At 53.3% G+C, this 24,824-nt stretch carries 25 protein-coding genes; 18 read left to right on the top strand and 7 right to left on the bottom strand.

Features of this window, described 5'->3' with window-relative positions:
• Nucleotides 1-74: 74 nt before the first annotated feature.
• The 5 genes from artM to FD428_RS13985 all read right to left on the bottom strand — a co-directional run bounded on the left by artM (nt 75) and on the right by FD428_RS13985 (nt 3,851).
• Nucleotides 75-743 (bottom strand): arginine ABC transporter permease ArtM, encoded by a 669-nt coding sequence (artM, locus tag FD428_RS14005; protein WP_012133092.1) that lies wholly within the window; start codon nt 741-743, stop codon nt 75-77.
• The gene (gene artQ / locus FD428_RS14000; RefSeq protein ID WP_049009773.1) at nt 743-1,459 is read right to left on the bottom strand and encodes an arginine ABC transporter permease ArtQ; all 717 of its coding nucleotides are present in this window, start codon (nt 1,457-1,459) and stop codon (nt 743-745) included. The genes artM and artQ overlap by 1 nt, the downstream gene beginning before the upstream one ends.
• 6 nt (nt 1,460-1,465) lie before the next feature.
• The gene (artI, locus tag FD428_RS13995; RefSeq protein ID WP_024130494.1) at nt 1,466-2,197 is read right to left on the bottom strand and encodes an arginine ABC transporter substrate-binding protein ArtI; all 732 of its coding nucleotides are present in this window, start codon (nt 2,195-2,197) and stop codon (nt 1,466-1,468) included.
• 17 nt (nt 2,198-2,214) lie between these two features.
• Nucleotides 2,215-2,943 (bottom strand): arginine ABC transporter ATP-binding protein ArtP, encoded by a 729-nt coding sequence (artP, locus tag FD428_RS13990; RefSeq protein WP_024130493.1) that lies wholly within the window; start codon nt 2,941-2,943, stop codon nt 2,215-2,217.
• 392 nt (nt 2,944-3,335) lie between these two features.
• Nucleotides 3,336-3,851 (bottom strand): lipoprotein, encoded by a 516-nt coding sequence (locus FD428_RS13985; RefSeq protein ID WP_012133088.1) that lies wholly within the window; start codon nt 3,849-3,851, stop codon nt 3,336-3,338.
• A gap of 127 nt (nt 3,852-3,978) precedes the next feature.
• Between FD428_RS13985 and FD428_RS13980 the strand changes: the two genes are divergently transcribed.
• The 3 genes from FD428_RS13980 to FD428_RS13970 all read left to right on the top strand — a co-directional run bounded on the left by FD428_RS13980 (nt 3,979) and on the right by FD428_RS13970 (nt 6,045).
• Complete coding sequence (locus tag FD428_RS13980; protein WP_012133087.1) at nt 3,979-4,302, top strand: heavy metal-binding domain-containing protein; 324 nt, start codon at nt 3,979-3,981, stop codon at nt 4,300-4,302.
• The gene (locus FD428_RS13975; RefSeq protein ID WP_114848474.1) at nt 4,299-5,129 is read left to right on the top strand and encodes an N-acetylmuramoyl-L-alanine amidase; all 831 of its coding nucleotides are present in this window, start codon (nt 4,299-4,301) and stop codon (nt 5,127-5,129) included. Before FD428_RS13980 ends, FD428_RS13975 begins: the two co-directional genes overlap by 4 nt.
• 292 nt (nt 5,130-5,421) lie before the next feature.
• Complete coding sequence (locus FD428_RS13970; RefSeq protein WP_012133085.1) at nt 5,422-6,045, top strand: helix-turn-helix domain-containing protein; 624 nt, start codon at nt 5,422-5,424, stop codon at nt 6,043-6,045.
• Nucleotides 6,046-6,130: 85 nt separating this feature from the next.
• On the opposite strand, the gene FD428_RS13965 is transcribed toward FD428_RS13970, so the two are convergent.
• Together FD428_RS13965 and FD428_RS13960 are read right to left on the bottom strand one after the other, a co-directional pair.
• Nucleotides 6,131-6,631, bottom strand: coding sequence for a hypothetical protein (locus FD428_RS13965; RefSeq protein ID WP_114848473.1), 501 nt, complete (start codon nt 6,629-6,631; stop codon nt 6,131-6,133).
• Entirely contained in the window at nt 6,631-8,208 is a 1,578-nt protein-coding gene (locus FD428_RS13960; RefSeq protein ID WP_114848472.1) for a peptidoglycan-binding domain-containing protein, read from the bottom strand. Before FD428_RS13960 ends, FD428_RS13965 begins: the two co-directional genes overlap by 1 nt.
• 300 nt (nt 8,209-8,508) lie before the next feature.
• Here FD428_RS13960 and gspC point away from each other — a divergent pair, with 300 nt between their 5' ends.
• The 15 genes from gspC to FD428_RS13885 all read left to right on the top strand — a co-directional run bounded on the left by gspC (nt 8,509) and on the right by FD428_RS13885 (nt 24,815).
• A complete protein-coding gene (gene gspC, locus FD428_RS13955; protein ID WP_114848471.1) occupies nt 8,509-9,240 on the top strand; it encodes a type II secretion system protein GspC in 732 nt (243 codons plus the stop codon).
• Nucleotides 9,241-9,253: 13 nt separating this feature from the next.
• Nucleotides 9,254-11,176, top strand: a complete 1,923-nt coding sequence (gene gspD / locus FD428_RS13950; RefSeq protein ID WP_114848470.1) for a type II secretion system secretin GspD — start codon at nt 9,254-9,256, stop codon at nt 11,174-11,176.
• A gap of 14 nt (nt 11,177-11,190) precedes the next feature.
• Nucleotides 11,191-12,669: a type II secretion system ATPase GspE gene (gene gspE, locus FD428_RS13945; RefSeq protein WP_114848469.1), complete on the top strand. Its 1,479-nt coding sequence runs from the start codon at nt 11,191-11,193 to the stop codon at nt 12,667-12,669.
• Complete coding sequence (gspF, locus tag FD428_RS13940) at nt 12,669-13,877, top strand: type II secretion system inner membrane protein GspF (protein ID WP_104868859.1); 1,209 nt, start codon at nt 12,669-12,671, stop codon at nt 13,875-13,877. Before gspE ends, gspF begins: the two co-directional genes overlap by 1 nt.
• 2 nt (nt 13,878-13,879) lie before the next feature.
• Nucleotides 13,880-14,329, top strand: coding sequence for a type II secretion system major pseudopilin GspG (gspG, locus tag FD428_RS13935; RefSeq protein WP_114848468.1), 450 nt, complete (start codon nt 13,880-13,882; stop codon nt 14,327-14,329).
• Nucleotides 14,329-14,814, top strand: a complete 486-nt coding sequence (gspH, locus tag FD428_RS13930) for a type II secretion system minor pseudopilin GspH (RefSeq protein ID WP_012133074.1) — start codon at nt 14,329-14,331, stop codon at nt 14,812-14,814. The genes gspG and gspH overlap by 1 nt, the downstream gene beginning before the upstream one ends.
• On the top strand, nt 14,807-15,187 hold the full coding sequence (gspI, locus tag FD428_RS13925) for a type II secretion system minor pseudopilin GspI (protein WP_104868858.1): 381 nt from the start codon (nt 14,807-14,809) through the stop codon (nt 15,185-15,187). Before gspH ends, gspI begins: the two co-directional genes overlap by 8 nt.
• Nucleotides 15,184-15,849, top strand: coding sequence for a type II secretion system minor pseudopilin GspJ (gene gspJ / locus FD428_RS13920; protein WP_114848467.1), 666 nt, complete (start codon nt 15,184-15,186; stop codon nt 15,847-15,849). The genes gspI and gspJ overlap by 4 nt, the downstream gene beginning before the upstream one ends.
• Nucleotides 15,846-16,862: a type II secretion system minor pseudopilin GspK gene (gene gspK, locus FD428_RS13915; protein WP_114848466.1), complete on the top strand. Its 1,017-nt coding sequence runs from the start codon at nt 15,846-15,848 to the stop codon at nt 16,860-16,862. Before gspJ ends, gspK begins: the two co-directional genes overlap by 4 nt.
• A 15-nt stretch (nt 16,863-16,877) precedes the next feature.
• Nucleotides 16,878-18,023, top strand: a complete 1,146-nt coding sequence (gene gspL / locus FD428_RS13910; protein ID WP_114848465.1) for a type II secretion system protein GspL — start codon at nt 16,878-16,880, stop codon at nt 18,021-18,023.
• The gene (locus tag FD428_RS13905) at nt 18,020-18,505 is read left to right on the top strand and encodes a type II secretion system protein M (RefSeq protein ID WP_012133069.1); all 486 of its coding nucleotides are present in this window, start codon (nt 18,020-18,022) and stop codon (nt 18,503-18,505) included. Before gspL ends, FD428_RS13905 begins: the two co-directional genes overlap by 4 nt.
• Complete coding sequence (locus FD428_RS13900; protein ID WP_114848464.1) at nt 18,502-19,299, top strand: A24 family peptidase; 798 nt, start codon at nt 18,502-18,504, stop codon at nt 19,297-19,299. Before FD428_RS13905 ends, FD428_RS13900 begins: the two co-directional genes overlap by 4 nt.
• Nucleotides 19,300-19,563: 264 nt before the next feature.
• The gene (locus FD428_RS13895) at nt 19,564-22,272 is read left to right on the top strand and encodes a glycosyl hydrolase family 18 protein (RefSeq protein ID WP_071259541.1); all 2,709 of its coding nucleotides are present in this window, start codon (nt 19,564-19,566) and stop codon (nt 22,270-22,272) included.
• 133 nt (nt 22,273-22,405) lie between these two features.
• The gene (gene iagB / locus FD428_RS13890; protein WP_012133066.1) at nt 22,406-22,849 is read left to right on the top strand and encodes a type III secretion system invasion protein IagB; all 444 of its coding nucleotides are present in this window, start codon (nt 22,406-22,408) and stop codon (nt 22,847-22,849) included.
• A gap of 145 nt (nt 22,850-22,994) precedes the next feature.
• On the top strand, nt 22,995-24,815 hold the full coding sequence (locus FD428_RS13885) for a glycoside hydrolase family 19 protein (protein WP_114848503.1): 1,821 nt from the start codon (nt 22,995-22,997) through the stop codon (nt 24,813-24,815).
• The last annotated feature ends 9 nt before the right edge of the window (nt 24,816-24,824 follow it).

The following is a 24,824-nucleotide window of genomic DNA, read 5'->3' as shown; positions in this document are numbered from 1 at the left end:
AGGCTGGATAAGGCGCTTGCGCCATTGCCTGATGGCGACGCTGACGCATCTTATCAGGCCTACATATGATGTTCTTAATTCCTGCGCTCAAACGCCAGCGCTTTACGCTCGATGAGGCGCATCAGCAAGGTTAACAAACCGTTGACGATCAGATAAATCACGCCAGCCGCGCCAAACACCATCACATCGTAGGTACGACCGTACAGCAGCTGGCCGTGGCCCATCACTTCCATCAGCGTAATGGTGTACGCCAGAGACGTACTCTTGAAGACCAGCACCACCTCATTGGAGTAAGAGGAGAGGGCGCGTTTAAACGCGTACGGCAGCAGGATCGCCAGGGTATCTTTTTTGCTCATCCCCAGCGCGCCGCAGGACTGCCACTGGCCTTCCGGGATCGCGCGAATCGCGCCATAGAACAACTGCGTGGTATAGGCCGCGCTGTTGAGCGACAGGGCAAGTAAGGCGCATAGCCACGGCTCGGACAGCAGATGCCAGAGTACCGGGTAATCCTGTAACGACGGGAATTGCCCCGGGCCGTAGTAGATCAGGAAGATTTGCACCAGCAGCGGCGTACCGGTAAACAGCGTAATGTAGCCGCGAACCAGCCATACCAGCACCGGTGTTTTCAGCGTCAGAATGATGGTGAAAATCAGCGCCAGGATCAGCGCGACGATGATAGACGCAACCGTCAGCGTCAGGCTGGTGTGCAGCCCTTTCATCAGTTCAGGTAAATACTCAAACATCAGCCTGGTCTCCGCTCAAAACGTGTCGCGCGCAGGTCAATGCGTTTGAGAATGTACTGACTCACCAGCGTAATCACCAGATAGATAGCCGCAGCCACAATGTACCAGGTGAACGGCTCCTGAGTGCGCGTGGCGATGCTTTTTGTTTGCAGCATCAGATCGTTCACGCTGATAAGGCTGACCAGCGCGGTATCTTTCAGCAATACCAGCCACTGGTTGCCCAGCCCTGGCAGCGCATGACGCCACATTTGCGGCATCACCAGGCGGAAGAAAATCGCGGTTTTTGATAAGCCCAACGCCTGACCAGATTCCCACTGTCCAGACGGAACCGCTTTCAGCGCGCCGCGCAGCGTTTGCGACGCGTATGCCGCATACAGCAACGACAGCGCGATGACGCCGCACAGGAACGGGCTGACGTCGAAGTCTTCAATCTGCATCTGCAACGGGATTTGCACAAACCCCAGGTTGATGGTGAAGCCATCAGACAGCATCAGCAGAAGCTGAGAGGAACCGAAATAGATAAACAGCACCACCAGAATTTCCGGCAGGCCGCGCAGAATCGTGACCAGTGCGGAACCTGTCCAGGCTATCGGGCGCCATTTTACGGACTCCCAGACGGCAAAAATCATAGCGAGGACGAGGCCGATGATCAGCGCACAAACGGCAAGGCCGACGGTCATCCCGGCGGCGCTTGCTAAAGGAAAAAATTCGTTCATCAAGTCTTACTTCTGGAACCATTTGTTGTAGATGGTTTCGTACGTGCCATCTTGCTTCACTTTTTCCAGCGCAGTGTTGAATTTCTGCTGTAGTTCCGTGTTGCCCTGGCGTACCGCGATGCCGAGGCCGGTGCCGAAGTAATCTTTATCGGTCACTTTATCGCCAACCGGCGCCAGCTTCGGATTATCTTTCAGCCATTCAGTGACCACGGCGGTATCGCCGAACACGCCGTCAATACGACCATTTTGCAGATCCAGCTTCGCGTTCTGGTAGCTGTCATAAGGCACGGTGGTGATTTCCGGGTGCTTATCCATGATGAACTTCTGGTGGGTAGTGCCATTCTGTACGCCCACTTTTTTGCCTTTCAGCTGGTCGATGCTGGTGTATTTACCTTGCTGACCGATGAACAGCGCGGAGTTATCATAGTAAGGCGTGGTGAACAGAACCTGCTTTTCACGCTCAGGCGTGATGTCCATACCGGCCATTACCGCGTCGAAACGACGGAACTTCAGGCTTGGGATCAGGCTGTCAAACGCCTGGTTGGTAAAGGTGCAGGTCGCGTCAATCTCTTTACACAGCGCATTGGCCAGATCGACGTCAAAGCCAACGATTTTGTTACTGGCATCCATAGATTCGAACGGAGGGTAGGATGCTTCCGTGGCGAAACGGATGGTTTGAGCTGCTGTAGCGGAAAGGCTAAAGCCTGCAATTAGCGCGGCAATCAGAACTTTTTTCATTGTCATTGTCCCGAATCTTAGTGAGATAAATAGTTTTTAAATGCATCGGTCTGCGGGTTCGCAAAGCAGCTCGCATCCCCTTGCTCGACGATGTGACCGTTTTCCATATAGATCACCCGGCTGGCGGTTTTACGCGCCACTTCTACTTCGTGAGTGACGATCACCTGGGTAATTTTGGTTTCCGCCAGTTCACGAATAATACTGACGATTTGCGCGGTGATTTCCGGGTCCAGCGCGGCGGTTGGCTCGTCAAACAGCAGCACCTGCGGCTCCATCATTAACGCACGGGCGATAGCCACACGCTGTTGCTGACCGCCGGAAAGATGCAGAGGATAGCGATCGCTGTAAGGTTTCAGACGCAGACGTTCCAGCAGCTTCTCGGCACGCGCCAGCGCCTGGTCTTTTGACAGACCCAGCACGCGGCAGGGCGCTTCAATCAGGTTTTGTTGTACCGTGAGATGCGGCCAGAGATTGTATTGCTGAAAAACCATGCCTACGTTCTGGCGCAATTCACGAATCGCCTTATCGGAAGGCGTTTTCGTGAAGTCGAAATGATTTCCTGCGATAGTGAGCGTGCCGGAGCGCGGCATCTCAAGCAGATTGAGTACACGCAGCAGCGAGCTTTTACCCGCTCCGCTTGGGCCAAGTAACACCAGCGTTTCGCCCTGAGGGCAATCCAGCGTGATATCGAACAGCGCCTGATGCGCGCCGTAGAAGCAATTAATGCCGTTTAATTGAATACTCATTGATTCTCGTATGCTGGCAGTCTGATAACTGTACACGTCATCCTTCATGCTGCCTCTTTGTTGGCTGCTGAGTGACTCGTCTCACCCTGAGACTCGCCCTTACGGACCGTTGCTCGCGACGTTCAAATCTGTTCCTGACAGATTTGTCACTCCAGTCACTTGCCGCTTCGACGCATCATGAATGATTTTGTGTATGTTGAGGCCGCAGATAGTACCTTTGACAGAATAGTTATGCAATATTTATGCGTTAAAAGTTAAATGCAAACCGCATTCTTCACTAAACATAGCACAAAATAGCGGGGGCGGTAGGCGGCAAGAATAATTGTCGGCATTCTATGCAGAATGCCAGACAATTTGTGGGGCTTATGATTTATCGACGTTTTGTCGGGTGATCAGCGGTTTTCGACGGACTGGCGCAGCGTACCGGCTGGCGCGTGGACGCTGCCGCCAAGATAACGTACATCATCAATAACCCAGCACTGACCCTCATGGATCATCAGCACTTCGTCGCGCCAGGTCTGGTCGCCTTGCTTCAGCTCCACGCGCAGCGGGATGTTGCGGGCGTCGCGATTAGGAATGGTGGACGCGCTGGCTACGCTGGCGCTATCCGGGAAGGTGGTGCGGCTGGAGAACGGGTCGCTGCTCATCAACTGGCGGTGTTCGCCATCACGGCTGGCGTCAGAGAGCAGTTTTGCCAGGTTGTCGCTTAAGTAAGGGCGAAGGGCGGTAATGTCGTTAGTACGGTTTTGAATGCGGTAGTCATAAAATTGTTGAGCCACGCTGTCCGGCCCGCCTTCTATGCACGACCCGCTGCGCGGGCCATTGTCTTTATAAGCAGGAGTGACGGTTGTGCAGGCACTGAGCAGCAGTGCGCATGGGACGAGCAGAGAGAGTTTGCTGTAGCGCATAGTGATTTCCTTATAAGCGATCTGCCAAAAAGCGATCTACGATAATCAATTATATCTTTTCAATGATAGCGTATCGGTCTGATAATGCGTTTGAGATCGAGTGCTTAGGTAAACAAGGAGATCGGCTATGCAGTTTTCGACAACCCCGACGCTGGAAGGGCAGAACATCGTGGAATATTGCGGTGTGGTAACGGGTGAAGCCATTTTGGGCGCCAACATTTTCCGTGACTTCTTCGCGGGTATTCGCGATATCGTCGGCGGACGTTCGGGTTCCTATGAAAAAGAGTTGCGTAAAGCGCGTGAAATCGCTTTTCAGGAACTGGGCGAACAGGCGAAAGCGCTGGGTGCGGATGCGGTTGTGGGCATTGATATTGACTATGAGACCGTAGGCAAAGACAGCAGTATGCTGATGGTGAGCGTCAGCGGTACGGCGGTAAAAACGCGCCGATGAGACGTCTGCTCTGGCTGGTCGCGTTCGCGCTTCTGTTAACCGGGTGCGCGGGCGAGAAAGGGATTATTGATAAAGACGGGTATCAGCTGGATACCCGTCATCAGGCACAAGCGGCGTACCCGCGCATCAAAATCCTGGTCATCCACTACACGGCGGATGACTTTGATACCTCTCTGGCGACGTTAACGGATAAAAACGTCAGCTCGCACTATTTAATTCCTGCTGTACCGCCGCTTCACCGTGGCAAGCCGCGTATCTGGCAACTGGTGCCAGAGCACGATCTGGCGTGGCACGCGGGCATCAGTTTCTGGCGCGGCGCAACGCGCATCAACGACACGTCTGTTGGTATCGAACTGGAAAATCGCGGCTGGCAAAAGTCGGCGGGAATGAAATACTTCGCCCCGTTTGAACCTGCGCAAATTCAGGCCCTGATCCCACTGGCGAAAGAGATCATTGCCCGCTACGACATTAAGCCGCAAAACGTGGTGGCGCATGCGGATATTGCCCCGCAGCGTAAAGACGATCCTGGCCCTCTGTTCCCCTGGCGCGATCTGGCGGCGCAGGGCATTGGCGCCTGGCCTGATGAACAGCGCGTGACATTTTATCTGGCGGGACGCGCGCCCAATACGCCAGTCGATCCCGCATCATTGCTCGACTTGCTTTCGCGTTATGGTTACGAGGTCAAACCGGAGATGACCGCGCGTGAACAGCAGCGGGTGATCATGGCGTTCCAGATGCATTTCCGCCCGGCGTTATGGAACGGGGTGGCGGATGCGCAAACGCAAGCGATTGCTAATGCGTTACTGGAAAAATATGGACAGAATTAATGGCGCTGGCGTCGTGATAAAAGTCAGTTAACTTGTTTATTTTCATCGAAATTCATTTTGGATAAAAATCAAATTAATCTATGGTTAATTGACTTTAAATTCCCCTCATCTATGATTGATTTTATCAGGAAGATATTTCTTATACGCTAAAAGTCGTGAAACTTAGCGCGCACAATCTTTTTTTTGCTTAATTTTATTTTTAACCAGGTTGAATCAGTGAGTGACATTAAGCTGAGGTTATCACTCGTCGCTTGTCATTAAATTTAAATCAATATTCTTTGAAAGGCATAATATGTTAAGCATTTACGGTAAGAAAATTCGTCCGCATCATGAAATGGAACGTATTATTTCTTTAACGTCAGGTTATAAAGAAAAAACCTTAAAAAAATGGCAGAAAATCACCACCAGTGACTCGGAATATATTCATATTATCGTGAGCGGAGACGTTGAATTTCGCCGTACCTCCGATGAGTTATGTATGTTTACCCTGCAAGGGCAGTGTATCTTTGGGCTGTCTGCCATATTTTATGGTTCTCTGCATATGTATGGGCTTGCTCGTACCAATACCGTCGTGCGCTCAATCAAAAAAGATGAGTTTATGCGCCTGTTGACTGAACACAGTTTATGGCCAGATCTCACCAGGGTGCTGTCATGGTATATTTGTCTGCTTAGCAAACGTGATGATGTTTTGGTTGCCCGTAGCGCTTACTCTGTTATTCGTGAATTTTTAATCGAAATTAATGAGCTGATTATTCACCATAACCGTGACATCAATGTATACGACTATATTCAGGAGTATACGAATTTTGCCCGCAGTACGATCATCAAAATTCTCTCTGATCTTAAAAAAGGAAACTATATCGTCATTGAGAAAAGCCGATTAATGTCGATGACGACCTTGCCAGAAAAATATTAATCACATTTCCCATCGTCTCCTCTTCAGCTAATGAAGCGGAGGCCTTTGGGAGCGCATTAAGGCGTAATGATGTTTTCTTGCGTCATCAGTCATCGGGCGGTTCCGGTATTTTTCCCTGCTGATAGTCCTCTTTTTGCTCCTGTAACGCTTGCAGGAAACGCGCTTTCAACGATGGCGTCTGTTCTTCCGCGCCGGGCAATGCCCGATCCGAGAGATCGCCTTCCGGCGCTTGCCGCCAGTCGCTGTCTTGACTTACCGGCGCTTCATCCTGCAATGGGGGTAACGCCTGGGGAGCAGGGGCCGGTTTGGGTGCTGGCTGTGGGAATGGCTTCGAAATATAAACATAGTGCATCTCAGAAAGCCGGGTATCCGGGTTTTCCATTTTTGTCGGTTTCGGCTCAGGCGTCGGATGATGACAGTTCCAGTAAATATGGGCATACAGTCCGGCAATAATAAACGTGCAGAGGGTCAGCAGCCACATCATGGCGCGGAACAGCACTTTTTGGGGCGCCGGAAGGCGCCAGGCAAAATGGACCGCTTCTCCCGTCGTGAAACTGCGCTGTGCAGCAAGGCAAATGGTGGACATTATTTCGTGTTCCCTTGCGTTTTATGTTCCTGCTTCTGGCTTAGTGTTTGCGCCAGTACGCCCGGAACGCTGTTGGTTGCGCGCATTAACTGCATCAGCGTCTCTTCGCCGGCGATGCCGTCGACATGCAGTCCTGCCTTATCCTGAAATTCACGGGTGCGTTTTGCCAGTTCAGCCGTCCAGCTTCGCGAGTGGGTCAGCGGTTCATTCAACGTCTGGCTTAGCGTTTGATCCAGCCATGCCAGGTCTTTATCGCCGCTGGTCGCGCTAATCTCATCTTTCCCTTGCGGCGTTAAACGATGCAAAAGCGTGTAATTTCCGGTGGCGTGTTGATTAAACCAGTGCCTGCTTACCTGCCAGGTTCGGTTATTGATCAGAAGATCGAGCGACTGTTTATCAACGTGGGCCACGACGGCGTAATTCAGGTGATTACCCGTTTTGATCTCTCCTGCCCACGGATAACCTTCCTGTTCCAGCGCCTGTAAAGACGAATTCCCCTGACGACACATCAGGTTCACTCGCGCTGCGTTCTGGCATAGCGCATCGTTCGCGGAAGCATCATAACCCCACATAAGATAGAGCTGATGCATGGCGTCCGACTGATTCACCACCTCATTTTCAATGGTGGGCATAACAGGCGCAGTCGCCTCAGGCAGCATCTTTTTCCAGCTGGCCGGAACCGGCACTTGTTGCGGCAGGCGAGACGCGATCGCGCCGGAAAAGTACCAGCCGCAGCAGGCGAACAGGACGGAGGCAAACAGCCCTGCGGTTGCCAGGCGTTTACCGCGCGATGTGGGCGGCAGGAGTTCACCGGCAGCCAGGCGTAAATGGCGTGGGGAAACCTGTATCGCCCGCTCGGTCCATGCGGCAAGCAGCGCCAGATGCGCCAGTTTATTGAGTCCGGTCACGCGGCCTTTGGTCAGCGCATGCATTCTGCGCACCCGTGCGGGCGTCAGTGGCGAGGTATCGACGTTTTGTTCGTCCATCTGTGCCCCGACGTAGTCGAGATATTCACGGCAGGTCAGCGAACGTAGCGCAAGGCAGGTATGAACGCGGGGCTGTAAACCAGAATGATCCAGAAGACGGGATTTCTGATCGGGAGAGCCGGTCAGAAGAATCGTGAGCGGGAAGTTCAGCTCTTGCGCCCGCGTCAGCAACATACCCAGAACATCCCAACAATTATCTTTCATGGCCTGTGCCGTGGAGAGGATCAGCAGTTTGCCTTTTTTATTACGCGAAGGCGTTTCCTCATGCCATTGGCGCAAAATGGCATCAATGGCATAAATTTTGTTTTTACCCTCTTTAACGGCAGGGTTCAGTTTATAGAGCAGCGTACTGGCGCTCAGTTTGGGGAAGGCGTTAATGGCCAGCGCAGGTGTGTCGCCGTTACGCAGTTTTTCCACAAAGGCATTGTCTAATTCAGGTTCGTCAGAAAACAGACCGATGATGCCGGGTACGTTGGTTTTTTCCTGCAACAGGGAAAAGATGTCCTGATGATAATGAACGAAAAACTCTCCTGTTCGCCGGGTGAGTTTGCCAAACGGCTGAGCGGAAAATTTAAAATGATGCTGATACATGGTGTCTCGCTGTACTTTCTGGCTTCTGGAAACGTTGCGCTAAAAATAATTGAGCGGGTTTATTCGGGCAAATACCGGACAGGAGAAAATTACTCTGATTATTTTCGCTAACACCAGTAAGTGAAATCGTCAATGTTTTTCTGCAATAAAGTTGCCGGGAAAGCGAGTGGTCGACTTTCTTGCCGCTCATTACTATTTGCCGCACCGATTGGCGCAGCCGGTGCTGCGAAATTTAGCTTTATTAAAGGCATTTAAATAATGAGGATGCAGCTTTTCTCCCGATTGATTGCACCCTGCGTGATGTTTGTTTTACTGATATTCAGCGGGCATCAAGGGTATGTCGTTTTTAAAAACTATAATAAGGTTACAAACAAGTTAAATAACAGAAAAATTAACGTGCGTAAAAATGACGAAAAAGAAAAGTCATTTGCGCTTTTTCAACCTGCCGTCTGGCAGCGAAATACGCCAGCAGCGGTTAAATCGCCGCTCTCTGCCGAGATTGAAGGCATCGTCAGCAGCGATGAAAAATGGCTATCGTTTGCCGTTATTAAAACGCCTGCGGGACAGCAAAGTTATCGCGAAGGCGAAAGCCTCGTGGGAGTGAGTAACGCCTGTATTGAGGAGATCAATAACGACAATGTGGTGGTTAATTATGAAGGTACTACGCAGGTACTGGCATTAAAGAAACCTGATTATTTCAGAGGCAGTGTTGAAAGCGGCCCGCTACAAAAACCGACAAATGATGCCGGTGCAGAGAGCCTGCATCTTAATGATGTCCTGGTGCTAAAACCGTTTATTGAAAAAGGTCGTCTGGAAGGGTACGAAATCAACCCGCGCAATGCTTCGTCTTTCTTTCAGAACAGTGGGCTGGAGAAGGGCGATGTGGTTGTGAAGGTGAACAGTACCGATATGACGAAAGAAGAACAGGCGAAAAGCATCATTGCTGGCTGGTCAAAAATGAAAGAAGCGGCGGTAGTCGTAAGACGTCACGCTCACCTGGAAAATATTCAGGTCAATGTTTTAAACAACTAACAAGTGAATTGCCATGAAGAAATTTCCGTGGGCGTGCGTGGCGCTGACAACTCTGGCGTTATATTCCAGTTCGCTCTTTGCGGCGAATTTTAGCGCCAGCTTTAAAAATACTGATATTCGTGAGTTTATTGATACGGTTGGTCGTAATCTCAATAAAACGATTCTGGTCGATCCGTCGGTACAGGGAACCGTATCGGTTCGGACGTATAACGTCCTGACCGAAGATGAATACTATCAGTTTTTCCTCAGCGTGCTGGATTTGTACGGACTTTCCGTGATTCCGATGGATAACGGCATGGTGAAAGTGGTTCGTTCATCCGTTGCGAGAACCGCGGGAACGCCGATTGCCGACAGCAAAAATCCCGGTAAAGGGGATGAAGTTATTACCCGCGTCGTGCGGATGGAAAATGTACCGGTACGCGAACTGGCGCCGCTGTTGCGCCAGCTGAACGATGCGACCGGTATCGGCAACGTGGTGCACTTTGAGCCGTCGAACGTCCTGCTGCTCACCGGTAAAGCCTCGGTGGTGAACCGCCTGGTCGATCTGGTTCAGCGCGTCGATCGTTCCGGCGTACAGCGGCGCGAAATCGTTCCGCTGCATTACGCCTCCGCGAAGGAACTTTCGGATATGTTGAATAACCTCAACAACGAAGAGCAAAAAGGGCAGAACGCACCGCAACTGGCGACCAAAGTGGTGGCGGATGAGGAGACGAATAGCCTGGTCATTAGCGGCAGCGAAGAAGCGCGGGCGCGTACCCGCACGCTGATAGCGCAGCTTGATCGCGAGCAGAATAACGAGGGGAATACCCGCGTCTTCTACCTGAAATATGCCAATGCCGCCAAAGTGGTGCCGGTGTTAACGGGCATTGGAGAGCAGATGAAGGACAAGCCGGGCGCGGCGAAAAGTAAATCGCCGGTTGCCGCGACCGATCTGAATATTACTGCCGACGAGTCGACAAACTCACTGGTGATCACCGCGCAGCCGAACGTGATGAACTCGCTTGAGAAAGTGATCGACAAGCTGGACATTCGCCGTCCCCAGGTACTGGTGGAAGCCATTATCGCTGAAGTGCAGGATGGCGCCGGAACCGATCTCGGCGTGCAGTGGACGAGCAAACACGGCGGCGTACAGTTTGGCGCAACCGGTCTGCCGATCGGCCAGGTTAAGAACGGGACGATAAAAGGCGTGAATTTTACCGGTATGGCGACAGGTTTCTTTAACGGCGATTTCGGCGCGCTGATGACGGCGCTGTCGACCAACGGCAAAAACGACATTCTCTCCACGCCGAGCGTGGTGACGCTGGATAACAAAGAAGCGTCGTTTAACGTTGGTCAGGATGTGCCGGTGCTTTCTGGTTCGCAGACGACGACGGGCGACAACGTCTTTAACACCGTTGAGCGTAAGACGGTGGGGACGAAGTTGAAGATCCTGCCGCAGATTAATGACGGCGACATGATCCACATGAAGATCGAGCAGGAAGTTTCCAGCGTGGACGCCAGTTCGACGGAGGATTCGTCTTTAGGCCCCACCTTTAACACCCGCACGATCAATAACGAAGTGATGGTTCATAGCGGGCAGACGGTAGTGCTGGGAGGGCTTATCGAAAATGTCACCAAACAGAATGTGTCGAAAGTGCCGCTGCTTGGCGATATTCCTCTGGTGGGGCAACTGTTCCGCTACACCTCGCAGGATACCACCAAACGAAACCTGATGGTCTTTATCCATACCACCGTTCTGCGCGATGACGACAACTACAGCGCCGCGTCGAAAGAGAAATACGACCAGGTGCGCGCGCGCCAGCAGCAGCGTATGGAGGAGAAAAAAATGGGCATCCTGGAGCCGGGTGATAACGCCATTCTGCCCGCGTTCCCGTCGCCCGTAAACACCAGCACTGCTGCGCCAGCCACGGCGTCGCGCAATCCGTTTAAAGAGTAAGCCGGGGGTGTCGCGTGGATGAATTAAGCAAAAATTTGTGCAGCAGCAGCTTCGCAAAAGACAACGGTGTGCTGCTTTATCACAACGACGTATATATCCGTGAGGATGCGCCCGCGTTTGCCCTGCTGGAGATGCGTCGCGTGCTGGGGCGTGCCTTTATGCCGGTAACATTAACGCCAGAAGCGTTTGAAGAGATGCTGGCTAAAATCTGGCAGCAGAATAGCGGTGTTTCGCAGCAGCTGGTTGATGATATGGATGCCAATATCGATCTGATGGCGTTAACCGAGGAGATCCCCGATAACGAGGATTTGCTGGATAACGATGAAAACTCGCCGGTTATCCGTCTGATTAACGCCATTCTTGGCGAGGCGGTGAAGGATGGCGCGTCGGATATCCATATCGAAACCTTTGAGCGCACGCTGAGTATCCGTTTTCGCGTTGATGGCGTGCTGCGTCCTGTATTGCAGCCCGCGCGTAAGCTGGCGCCGCTGCTGGTATCGAGGATTAAGGTGATGTCTAAACTGGATATCGCCGAAAAACGCCTGCCGCAGGACGGTCGCATCTCCCTGCGCATTGGGCGTAAGGCGGTGGATGTGCGTGTCTCAACCATCCCGTCGCAGTATGGCGAGCGGGTGGTCATGCGTCTGCTGGATAAAAGCAACCTGAAGCCGGATATCAATAAGCTGGGGTTGATCGACGAAGAACTGGAACAGCTCAAAGGACTGATTGGCCGCCCGCATGGGATTATCCTGGTGACCGGGCCGACCGGGTCCGGTAAGAGCACGACGCTTTACGCCATCCTCTCGGCGCTAAACGGCCATGAACGCAATATTCTTACCGTTGAAGATCCGATCGAATATGAACTGGAAGGCGTGGGGCAGACGCAGGTTAACCCGCGAGTGGATATGACGTTTGCCCGAGGCCTGCGCGCGATCCTCCGTCAGGACCCGGATGTGGTGATGATCGGTGAAATTCGTGACGGCGAAACCGCGCAGATTGCGGTTCAGGCGTCGCTTACCGGCCATCTGGTCATGTCTACGCTGCATACCAACAGCGCGGCGGGAGCGATTACCCGGTTGCGCGATATGGGGCTGGAGTCGTTTTTAATTGGTTCATCGCTGCTTGGCGTCATTGCCCAGCGTCTGGTTCGTCGGCTGTGTCCTCACTGCCGCGCCGTCAGTCCGCTGGATGATAATGAAAAACCGCTGTTCAGCTTTATGGAGAGCCCCCCCGACGTGATTTATCGCGCCGTGGGGTGTGAACAGTGCCGCCAGAGCGGTTACCAGGGACGCGCCGGTATTCATGAGTTTCTGCTGGTGGACAGCGCGATGCGCCGCGCTATTCATGAAGATAAAGACGAAATGTCGATTGAAACTCAGCTGTTTAAGCAGGCCTACAGCCTGCGGGAAAATGGTTTGTTGAAGGTGATCTCCGGCGTCACCTCGCTGGAGGAAGTGATGCGTGTTACCGCCGAGCGCGGAGGTGACGAATAATGGCCTGGTTCGCATGGACGGCTACGGATGCCGCCGGGAAAACCCGGCGCGGCGCCTTGCAGGCTGAAGGCCCAAAGCAGGTGCGCCAGACGCTGCGCGAACAGAAGCTGATGCCGATCAGCATTACGCTCACCCGCGAGCGCGCCGCCGGAAAGGGGGCTCAGAAAGGCGCAAAACTTTCGACACCGGTGCTCTCAATGTTTACCCGCCAGCTGTCGACGTTGGTTAATGCCGCACTGCCGCTGGAGAGTGCGCTGAAGGCGATTTCTAAGCAGACGGAAGACAAAAAGCTGGCGGTGATGGTCGGTGAGATCCGCGATAAAGTGGTAGAAGGGCACACGCTTTTCGACGCTTTCAGCCAGTTTCCGCGTACTTTCGACAAGCTCTATTGCACGCTGGTGATGGCAGGGGAAAAGACCGGGCATCTCGGCGGCGTGCTGGAAAAGCTGGCTGAATACAACGAACAGCGACAGAAAATGAAAAGCAAGCTGTCGCAGGCGATGGTCTATCCCATCACCCTGACGGTGGTGGCGATTGCGGTTATCTCCATTCTGCTGGTGGCGGTGGTGCCGCAGGTCATCGAACAGTTTGTGCATATGAAGCAGCAGTTGCCCGTCACCACCCGTACCCTGATTGCGGTCAGCGATTTTTTGCAGGCTTACGGAATGGTTATCGGCGGCGGCCTTGTCGGATCGTTTATCGCTTTTAACGCCTGGCTTAAAAAAGAGCGTCATCGTTTTGCATATCACCGCTGGCTGGTGAACCGTTCGCCGCTGAAAAAACTGGTCTGTGCAATAAACAGTGCCCGTTACATCCGCACCCTGAGCATTTTACAAGCCAGTAGCGTGCCGTTGCTGGAAGGTATGTATATCGCGATGGACGGTATTGAGAATCTGTATGCGCGTCAGGTACTGGAACAGGCGGCGGATACCGTGCGTCAGGGCGCGTCATTATATAACGCACTGGAGCAGGCCAGATTATTTCCGCCAACCATGCTTTATATGATTGCTTCTGGCGAAGAGAGCGGCGAACTCGGTTCATTAATGGATCGCGCCGCCGAAAACCAGGAGTCGGCATTACAACATCGCATTACATTAACGCTGTCGGTATTTGAACCGGCGCTGGTGGTGACGATGGCGACGGTGGTTTTATTTATCGTACTGTCAATATTACAACCGCTTCTTCAGCTCAATAATATGGTGGGTTAATTATGTCTGTGAAAAAAAATAGCCTGAAAGGTCAGGCCGGGTTTACTTTGCTCGAATTAATGGTGGTCATCGTTATTCTTGGTGTTCTGGCCAGCATGGTGGTGCCGAATCTGATGGGGAATAAAGAGAAAGCGGATGCGCAAAAAGCGACCAGCGATATTGTCGCACTGGAAGGCTCGCTGGATATGTATAAGCTCGATAACCATCGCTACCCAACCACCGAACAGGGGGTGCAGGCGTTGGTGACGAAGCCGGAGATCGCGCCGATTCCCAACGGCTATCGTGCTGACGGTTATATTCGCCGTCTGCCGCAGGACCCGTGGGGAAATGATTACATTCTGGTTAGCCCTGGCGAACATGGCGCGGTAGATGTTTTCTCCTCCGGCCCGGATGGTGAAGCGAATACCGCCGATGATATAACGAACTGGTCTTTAGATAAAAAAGATAAGTAATGAATAAGCAACGTGGATTTACATTGCTGGAAATTATTCTGGCGCTGGTTATTTTTGCCAGCTGCGCCATGATGGTGGTTTCGACAATACCCTCACGCAGCGGCGCAGATATATTAGGCCAGCAATTACAATCCCTCGTTGAATATGGTTCTGATCGGGCAGTGATGGACGGAAATATAGTCGGGCTGGTGATGACGCCAACGGAATACCAGCTGGTGAAGTGGGCCGGGGAAAACGGCGGGCGTCATTGGGCGCCGCTGACAGCCGGGCGTATTTTCACCCACGGACAGTTTCCTGAAGAGATGCACGTTTCGCTCGCTCCCCAGCGTCTGGCGGCCACGCCTGATGCCGATCCGCAGGTGCTCTTTTTACCGGATGGGGAAATTAGCCGATTCACGCTGACGTTGCAGAGCTATGACAAACAGCACCATTTCCGCGTGGTGTCGCAGGGCGCTTCACCCGTTTTGGTAGAGAACAATGACTAAACCGGAAGCGAAAGAACAGGGCATGACGCTGTTGGAAGTCATGGTGGCGCTGGTGATCTTTTCTACCGCCGCGCTGGCGTTGATGAATTCCGTCTCGCTGAATGTGCGTTTTACGCACGGTCTTGCCGATACGCTACAGGCCAGTTGGGTTGCGGAAAACCAGCTCGCGCAAGCGCAGCTTGCAAAAAGCGTTTTTCCCGACGTCGCTGAAGAAGGCAGTGAAACGATGGGTGGACGCAACTGGAACTGGCGAAAACAGCGGGTGAAAACCGATGACAAGGCGTTTGCCGATGAAGTCCAGGTGTATGCCGAAGGCGAAGAGGGCCAGCCGGTCATCACGCTGCGGGTTGTCCCGCCGAAGGAGCGCAAATGAATACGCCACTCCGTCGCCAGCAAGGTTTTACGCTGCTGGAGATCATGATTGCGCTGACGATTTTTGCCGTGATCAGCACCCTTGCCTGGCAAATCCTTGACGGCGCGATGCGCACCACCACGGCAACGGATGCTGCTGCGACGACGCTTAATCAGCTTCAGCGAGCCTGTAACCTGCTGGAGCGCGATTTCTCTCAGCTCCAGCCGCGCGCGCCGCGCAATGAAACGGATGTGTTCCGTCTGGATCAACATGCCGTTGAGCTGACGACGGTAAGCGGCGTCAGTGGGCAAATTCAGCTGGAACGCGTGCGCTGGCGGCTGGAGGCGCATCGCCTGTGGCGTGATGTCTGGCCTGACATTGATAGTCCGGCTGACGTGAGTCCAGAAGAAGTACCGATTTTAAGCAACGTTAAAGCGATGAAGTGGCGATTCTGGCGACAGGGCTGGCAGACGACATGGGTTGAAACCGCCCATCAGCCGGAAGGCGCCGAACTGACGCTGACGATGGAAAACGGGGATACCTGGCGCTGGGTGTTTATGACGCCGGGAGACATGCCGGAAATCCAGGGAGAAAAGAAAGACGAAAGCGCTGAGGCTGCACAACCCACGCCTGCTGACGTTACGGCATCGGTTCCGCCAGCACGCGGTGGAGAACAGCAATGAACACGCAATCGGCGCAAAAACAGCGCGGCGTCGCGCTGCTGGTGGTGTTGATTTTGCTGGTGATGATGTCAGCGCTGGCGGCAAAGATCGGTCAGCAGTTTTGCCGAAATTTGCAGAAAACCCGCTATCAGGTCAGTCAGCAGCAGCTGCGCTGGGCGATGCAAGGCCAGGCTGCGGCGATAAAAGATCGTCTGCAAACCGACGCCAGCGGTGAGAGCAATGGATTATCGCCAGAAGGCGCGTGGCACGAACCGCTGGAAACTCAGGGTGAGAACTATACCGTCGTGAGCCAGATTGAGGACGCCCAGACCTGCTTTAACGTGAACAGTCTGCTGGCCATTGACCCTGCGCCTCCTGCGGATAGCGCCGCCGCGCAGCCGACAAAGCCGGTGAAAGAGCAGATCGTTGAACAGTTGCTGATCGACAGCGGCATCAGTACGGCAGCGGCGGAAGAGGTTTATCAACAACTGGTGGATTATCTGGACGCTGACAGCACAACCGCAAAAGAGGCTCTGGAAAGCGATGCCTGGGCGGGTGTGACGCCGCAGCGCCTTCCTGCGAATCAGATGATGCGCACCATCAGCGAGATAAAACGGTTGCCGGGTTTTCCGGTGGCGGCATATCCCCGCGTCAGCAAGGTGCTGTGCGCGCTGCCTGATACGGAGAGCAAAGTGGATGTGAATACCCTGAAGCCCGGGCAGGCGCCGCTGTTGTCTGCGCTGTCTGCGGGGACGTTAAGTGAGGATGACGCAGCACGGCTGATTGCCTCGCGCCCGGAAGAAGGGTGGGCGTCGGTTGACGCGTTCAGTAAAACGCTCGAAACAAACTATCCGCAGAGCAAAGCGATCCTCGCGCAGATGCAGGCGTTTGTTGCGGTGAACAGTCACTATTTCCGGGTCGAGAGTACCGGTAATACTGATGATTTAACGCTGCGCGTTGTCAGCCAGATTCATGTCGATCGTGACTCTGGCGAGGTGAGAACCTGGCAACGCCGTTACCGAATGATTGAATAAGAAAAGTCATAGTCTATGAAACAGGTACTTTTTATTCGTCCCGATGCAAACGTGGACGGGAAAATCGAGTGGTGCGTCTCCGGTAGCCAGCAGGTGGCAACGCTGGAAAGTCGGGATGCGCTGAGAACGCTTGCCGTAAATCCCCTGGCGACACGCGTTTGTTTGCTGTTGCCCGCCAGTGAGATGGTGTTCCGTCATTTTACCCTGCCCAAAAAAGGGTTATCGACGGCCTCCACACCGTTTTCATGGCTGGCGGAAGAGACGCTGATCGGCGATGTGGACTCGCTGCACTGGACGGTATTGCGAAAAAAAGGGCGGGAAGTGGATGCCGTGGCCATTGACGCCACCTGCTTTGAGCGCTGGCTTGCGCTGTGCGAAGAGGCCGGACTGAAGGTGATTCAGGTATTGCCGGACGCCGTTCTGCTGCCGGTAAACGAAGGCGGCAGTACGCTGGTTTCCTGTGACGAAAGCTGGTGGCTGCGCTTTCCGCCGTTCGGCGCCTGCGAAGCGGATGCTACGCTGCTGCCGCTGTTGCTGGCGCAAGGCGGCGATGGCGAAGTGCGCTGCTACGGCGAAGCACCTGCGGGTATCGATGTCACTGAACAACTGCCGTGGCAGCATCCGCTGGTATTGATTCAGCCGCAATGGAAAGCGTGTCGCGCCAATATGCTGCATGGCGCATTTGCCGCCTGCGGCAAAGAGGTGGGGCGATTTCGTCATCTGAGGACAGCAATGGCGGTGTCTGCGCTGCTGTCGATGGGGTTGCTGATTGGCCCGCGCGTGGCAATGGCATGGATGTTGGTTCAGCAGGAAAATCAGGTACAGGCCGAGATTGCCCAGGTCGCTCAACACTATTTCCCGAGTCTGCGGCAGAAAACCAATATCAAATACCATTTTGGTCAGAATATTAAAAAACAGAGTAAAGGTATTTTTCTGCAACTTGAGGCGCTGGAACAGGTTAAACAGTCTGTTCCTGCTATTGAGATAAATGAAGTGGAATATGACAACGCGCAGAATGTGTTGACGCTGAACGCGGCCTCGCCGAACGCGCAGGCGCTACAGGATTTCGTTACGCAGGCCACTCCCCATTTTGACTTTGCGTTACAACCGGTTTCGAACCAGTCACCCTATACGGCGATCGTGACGGGGAAATATAAATGAAAGAGCGAATTGCACAATTAAAAGCACGCTATCAAAACTACAGCGATCGCGAGCGTGGTCTTATTACGCTATGTGCGGCGGCGATGTGCTGCGCGGTAATTTATTACGGCGGCATTATTCCGCTGGATCATATGATTCAAAACAGCCAGTCCACGTTAATGCGGCAAAAAGAGACGCTGCGCTGGATGCGGGACGAAATCGATAAAAATCATTTACAGGCGAAAGTCTTAAAAACGAACAACCCGCGAACGGTTATTGAAGAGAGCGCGAAAGAGATCCATCTCGCGTTGTCTGATATTCGTCAGGATGAACGCTCACTCTCTTTTGTTGTTGAACAGGTCAATATTTATGAACTGAAAAACTGGCTACGTGAAGTGAATGTCACGTCCGGCGTTCAGTTGCAAAAAATGGATTTGCGGCCGGTCGATCGTCAAAGCGACGTGAAAGCCAATATTACGCTGAGCTGGAATAAAAACGCATGAATACGATCATGTTGTTTCGGGAAAGCTGGCCGATTGGGTTTTGCATAATGAGCGCCTGTCTGGGCGGGATCCTCGGCAGTTTTCTTGGTGTAGTCAGCGAGCGCGTTCCCGCAATGGTGATGGAAAAGGAAGGGGCGGGGAATTTACTTTTTCCTGCCTCGCACTGCGCGGACTGCGGGCATCAACTGGCCTGGTGGGAAAATATTCCGTTACTGAGCTGGTGCTGCCTGCGCGGTCGTTGCCGCCATTGCCAGTCTGTGATTCCCCTGCGCTTGCTGTTGGTGGAGTTAGCCAGTGCGCTTTTTTTTGCGGCAACGGCGGCGGCGCTCCCTTCCTTTGTCACGCTGATCGCGCTGTGGGTTTTATGGTGCGGTTTGCTGCCGCTCACGATGATTGATGCGAAATATATGCTGTTGCCGGATTGTCTCACGCAGCCGCTGCTGTGGGCTGGGCTGCTGCTGCATTGCGTTTTCCACACGATGCCGTTGGCGAGCGCGTTATATGGCGCCGTTGCGGGGTATCTCATTCTGTGGCTGGTGTACTGGAGTTTTCGCCTGCTGACGGGGCGGGAAGGGCTTGGACAGGGCGATTTTAAGCTACTGGCGGCGCTGGGGGCGTGGTGCGGCTGGCAGGCGTTACCGTTATTAATTCTGGTTGCGGCATTAAGCGGTATTGTTCTGTATGGACTTTTTTACTCTGGCGTAAATAAAGCGGGGCAAATTCCTTTTGGTCCCTGTCTGGCCTTTTCGGGAATGGCGATGTTTATCTTCCAGACATTGCAATTCACATTCTGACGCGGCTGGTCAAGTGTTTTTTTAAATTCTTTCGCCGAGGGAATAAAGGGAACTTATTTATTTTCCAGATTATCATTGTCGCATAAGTCAATAGAATTAATGCTTATGCCATTTTAGGGAGGAGCGTAAAGCGAAATAGATTATTTCATTTTTATAATGGGTTGGTTTCCGTTGTCTTAAATAAATTGCTGTTTGAAATTCGTCCATGCTCTAAGGAATGCATGGCTGTTAAATATTCACGAATAAAATTATCAGGAATTAATAATGAAATTTATGAAGCCTAAATATCTGGCACTTTTTGTGGCAGCAGCGACAAGTCCGGTTTTTGCCGCTGCGCCGGGTACGCCGTCTATTACCAGCGGCAATGATAAATTCGCCATTGTGGAAGTGGATCAGGCTGCGCAGGATTATAACAACCTGGTGAAAGTTCATAACGATGGCGTGGACGTCAAGGTGGAATGGAACGTCTGGAGCGGCGATGCGCCGACCTCCGCGAAAGTGCTGTTGGATGGTAAGACCGTATGGTCTGGCGCAGGTAGCGCTGCCGGTTCTGCGACCTTCAAAGTCAAAAAAGGCGGTCGTTATCAGGAGCAGGTTGAATTATGTAATACCAGCGGGTGTACGAAAAGCGCCAGCAAGCTGATTATTGTGGCGGATACCGACGGTAGCCATCTGCTGCCGCTGAATACCACCATGAAGGAAAACAATAAAACGTTTGCTCAGCATACCGATAAAGTGGTGGGCGCGTACTTCCCGGAATGGGGCGTGTATGGCCGTAATTTCCCGGTGGATAAGATCCCGGCGGCTAACCTGAACCATATCCTGTACGGCTTTATTCCCATTTGCGGCGGCGACGGCATCAATGACAGCCTGAAATCCATCGAAGGTGGCAACAGTTTTGAAGCGCTGAAACGCGCCTGTAATGGCCGACAGGACTATACCGTGGCGATCCACGATCCGTGGGCGGCGTTGCAAAAACCGCAGGCTGGCGTCTCTAACTGGGATGACCCGTATAAAGGCAACTTCGGTCAATTGATGGCGCTGAAAAAAGCGCACCCGGATCTGAAAATCCTGCCATCGGTTGGGGGATGGACGCTTTCCGATCCGTTTTTCCAGATGCATGACAGCGCGATTCGCGCGCGGTTTGTTGCTTCCGTTAAGGATTTCCTGAAGACCTGGAAATTCTTCGACGGCGTAGATATTGACTGGGAATTCCCGGGCGGCGGCGGTCAGAATGAAACGCTGGGCAACCCGCAGCAGGATAAAGCGACCTACACGGCACTGATGCACGATCTGCGCACTATGCTTAACGAACTGTCTGCCGAAACCGGTCGGACTTACGAGTTGACCTCCGCTATCGGTTCCGGTCAGGACAAAATCGAAGACGTGGACTACGCCCAGGCGCAGCAGTATATGGATCACATCTTCCTGATGAGCTACGACTTCTACGGCGGCTGGAGCAACACCGATCTGGGGCACCAGGCGGCGCTGCACGGCGCAGAGTGGAAACCGGACACCAAATACACCACGGAAAATGGCGTCAATGCGTTGCTGGCACAGGGCGTGCAGCCAGGCAAGATCGTGGTGGGCGCGGGGATGTATGGCCGCGGCTGGACTGGCGTGCATGGCTATACCGGCGACAATCCGTTTACCGGTACGGCTACCGGCCCGGTGAAAGGCACCTGGGAGCCGGGCGTGGTTGATTATCGTCAGATTGTTAACGAATACAAAGGCAAACCAGGCTGGGAATACCGTTACGACGCTGCGGCGGAAGCGCCGTATATTTTCAATAAATCCACCGGCGACCTGATTACCTATGAAGACGCCCGTTCTGCGGCGGCGAAAGGTAAATACGTCCTGGCTAACAACCTCGGCGGCCTGTTTTCCTGGTCTATCGACTCTGATAACGGCGACATTCTGAACGCGATGAACGAAAGCTTGCTGGGTGGGGGTTCTACACCGGTTGAGCCGGTTGTGACCAACCATGCGCCAGTCGCGACCGCAGTTGACCAGGTCGTAACCGGCCCGGCGACGGTCACGCTGGACGGTTCTGCCTCTACCGACCCGGATGGCGATGCGATCACCTATAAGTGGACGCAGATCTCCGGTCCGTCCGTAACGCTGAACAAGAGCACCAGCGCGAAAGCGAGCTTTAACGTCGCCGCCGTCTCCAGCAATCAGAATCTGGCGTTCCGTCTGACCGTTACCGATGCGAAAGGTCTGAGTAACGCCATTGACGTTCAGGTTGTGAACAAAGCGCCAAAAGCGAACCAGGCGCCGGTTGTGAATCCGCTGGAAACGGTGTCGCTTGAAGCAGGCGCAACCTACACGCTGAATGCGCAGGCTGCCGATCCTGATGGCGACGCGTTGACCTACGCCTGGAGCGTGCCGGGCGACATGAACGCGACGGGGACGGACACCTCCAGCGTGACCATCACCGCGCCGGAAGTGAGCTCTGCCTCGACTTACACCGTCAGCGTCGTGGTCAGCGATGGTAAAACCAGCGTGCAGTCCAACGTGCAGATTAACGTTACGCCAAAAGCAGCGCCGGTGCCGTCCGACGAAGGGACGACACCGTCTGATGAAGGCACCACGCCATCCGATGAGGGGACGACGCCGTCTGATGAAGGCGCGGCAACCGGCGGTTGCGACAGCCCGGTTGATGCCAATGCCAGCCACTACGCGGCATGGGACGCCAGCAAAATCTACAACAATGGCGATACCGTCAGTTTTGATCACCTGGTGTGGAAAGCGAAGTACTGGACGCAGGGCAATCAGCCAGGCTTTGGTGTGGACGCGTGGGAACTGGTCAGCCAGGTGAAATTCAACTGGCGTTCCGATGTGGTTTACAACGGCGGTGAGACTACCACCTATCAGGGGTCTGTATACCGCGCCAAATGGTGGACGCAGGGTGATAAACCCGGCAACAGCGATGTGTGGGTGAAAGAAGGCGCCGCCGCAGACTGTCAATAATCCTCTTACCTTAATAATGCGGATACGTTATCTATCCGCGAAGGGTAGCCGCCCCTGTCTGGGGGCGGCCATCTCTAAAAAATAATGTGCATAACGAACAAGGAGCAGATCACCCCGACAACCGGATAAAAATATGAAACGTTTAATTTTGTTGTTATTGATGTTAAGTCAAAGCGCGTTTGCCAACTGCTGGGACAGAGCCGCAAATTATTATCATGTTGACCCTTATTTATTATTTGCCATTGCGCAAGTCGAGTCTGGCATGAATCCCTATGCGGTAGGACGAAATCACGACGGGACGAGAGATGTCGGGTTGATGCAAATAAATAGTTCGCATTTTTCAGCGCTGGAACGCCGTGGCATTGATGAGTATCGACTGATGCTGGAACCCTGTACATCTATTATGGTCGGCGCGTCGATCTTATCCGATATGATCAAAGTATATGGTTATAACTGGGAGGCGGTAGGCGCATATAACGCCGGGGTTAAAAAAGAGAATTACCCGCAGCGCATGATTTACGCGCATAAAGTCTGGGAAACATACCAGCGTATAAAAATGACCACGCAATATAAATAAATCCAGCTGCTTTTATTTTTTGAAGAATTCCTGCTGGTGTTCTTCGAAAAGTAAAACCCCAGGTTCTGATGTTTGTTTATTCGTGTTGTTAATGGACAACGCAGAATTTGAATTAATCACTATTGTACATAAAGGAAAAATTGAAATGAGCAAAAGGACATTATTGAGTGTACTCATTGCGGGTGCCTGTGCGGTGCCGTTTATGGCGCAAGCAAATACATTGCAGGCCAGCAGCAGTGAGCCTTACACCATAAAAGCCAGCGATCTGGCGAAAAAGGAGCAGGAGCTGACAAATTTCCCGTTGATGGCTTCGGTGAAAGAGACGATCCAGACGCTGGATAATGCCCAGGTAGAACTCATTGAACCCGGTCGCGCCGCCAACCCGGAAAACGTCAAACGCGTTGAGGGGATCATCAAAGCCAGCGACTGGGAATATCTTTTCCCGCTGCGTGCTAAAGAATATACCTACAGCAATTTCCTGAAAGCAGTCGGCAAATTCCCGGCGCTGTGTAAGACCTATAACGATGGTCGCGACAGTGATGCGATTTGCCGCAAAGAGCTGGCTACGATGTTCGCCCACTTTGCGCAGGAAACCGGCGGCCATGAGAGCTGGCGTCCAGAGGCCGAATGGCGTCAGGCGCTGGTGTATGTGCGTGAAATGGGCTGGAGCGAAGGGCAGAAAGGCGGCTATAACGGCGAATGTAACCCGAGCGTCTGGCAGGGGCAAACCTGGCCGTGCGGCAAAGACAAAGATGGTGAATTCCTGAGTTACTTTGGCCGCGGTGCGAAACAGTTGTCCTATAACTACAACTACGGGCCGTTCTCCGAAGCGATGTATGGCGACGTTCGCACGCTGCTGGATAAACCGGAGCTGGTTGCCGATACCTGGCTGAACCTGGCGAGCGCTATTTTCTTCTTCGCCTACCCGCAGCCGCCGAAACCTAGCATGTTGCAGGTCATCGATGGCACCTGGCAGCCGAACGCGCATGATAAGGCTAACGGTCTGGTGCCCGGCTTTGGCGTCACCACCCAGATTATCAACGGCGGCGTTGAATGCGGCGGCCCGACGGAAATCGCGCAGTCGCAGAACCGTATCAAATACTACAAAGAGTTCGCTAACTACCTGAAAGTACCGGTTCCGGCAGATGAAGTGCTGGGCTGCGCCAACATGAAGCAGTTCGATGAAGGCGGCGCGGGCGCATTGAAGATCTACTGGGAACAAGATTGGGGATGGAGCTCGGATACGCCGGACGGCAAAACCTATGCCTGCCAACTGGTGGGTTATCAGACGCCATTCAGCGCGTTTAAAGAGGGGGATTACACGAAATGTGTACAGCATTTCTACAATGTGAACATCATTAATGATGACGGTTCTTCGACTAAACCGGATGAAGAGCCCGTAACGCCAACACCGGCTGATGATACGCCTGCACCTGCGCCAGTGCCGGATGAAACGCCGACTGAGCCGACCACCGTTAACCATGCACCGGTAGCCCATATCGCAGGGCCGATTGGCGCGGTAGATGCGGGGGCGCAGGTCTCTTTGAGCGCGGAGGGGTCGACTGACGAAGACGGCAACAAACTGACCTACACCTGGCGTGCTCAGGATGGTCAGACCGTGTCTGGCGAAGACAAAGCGGTCGTAACCTTCGCCGCGCCGGAAGCGGCGACCGCTCAGCAGTACGAGGTGAGCCTGACCGTCAGTGATGGTGAATTGAGCAGCACCACCTCTTATCTGCTCAACGTGAAAGCGAAAGCGGCAACGCCATCTCAGGACGACGGCGCTTCGGGTTCGTATCCGGCATGGAGCGCGAACAGCAAGTACAATGCGGGCGATATCGTGAATAACCACGGTAAGCTGTTCCAGTGCAAACCATTCCCGTATAGCGGCTGGTGTAATACGGCGCCGGCCTATTATGAACCCGGCGCGGGTCTGGCATGGTCTGACGCGTGGAGCGCGCTGTAATGACAATAT

Source organism: Citrobacter sp. TBCP-5362 (genome assembly GCF_005406305.1).
GTDB classification, from domain to species: Bacteria; Pseudomonadota; Gammaproteobacteria; order Enterobacterales; family Enterobacteriaceae; genus Citrobacter_B; species Citrobacter_B koseri.
Note: the sequence above shows the minus strand (reverse complement) of the source record. Positions and strands in the feature narration are given on the sequence as shown.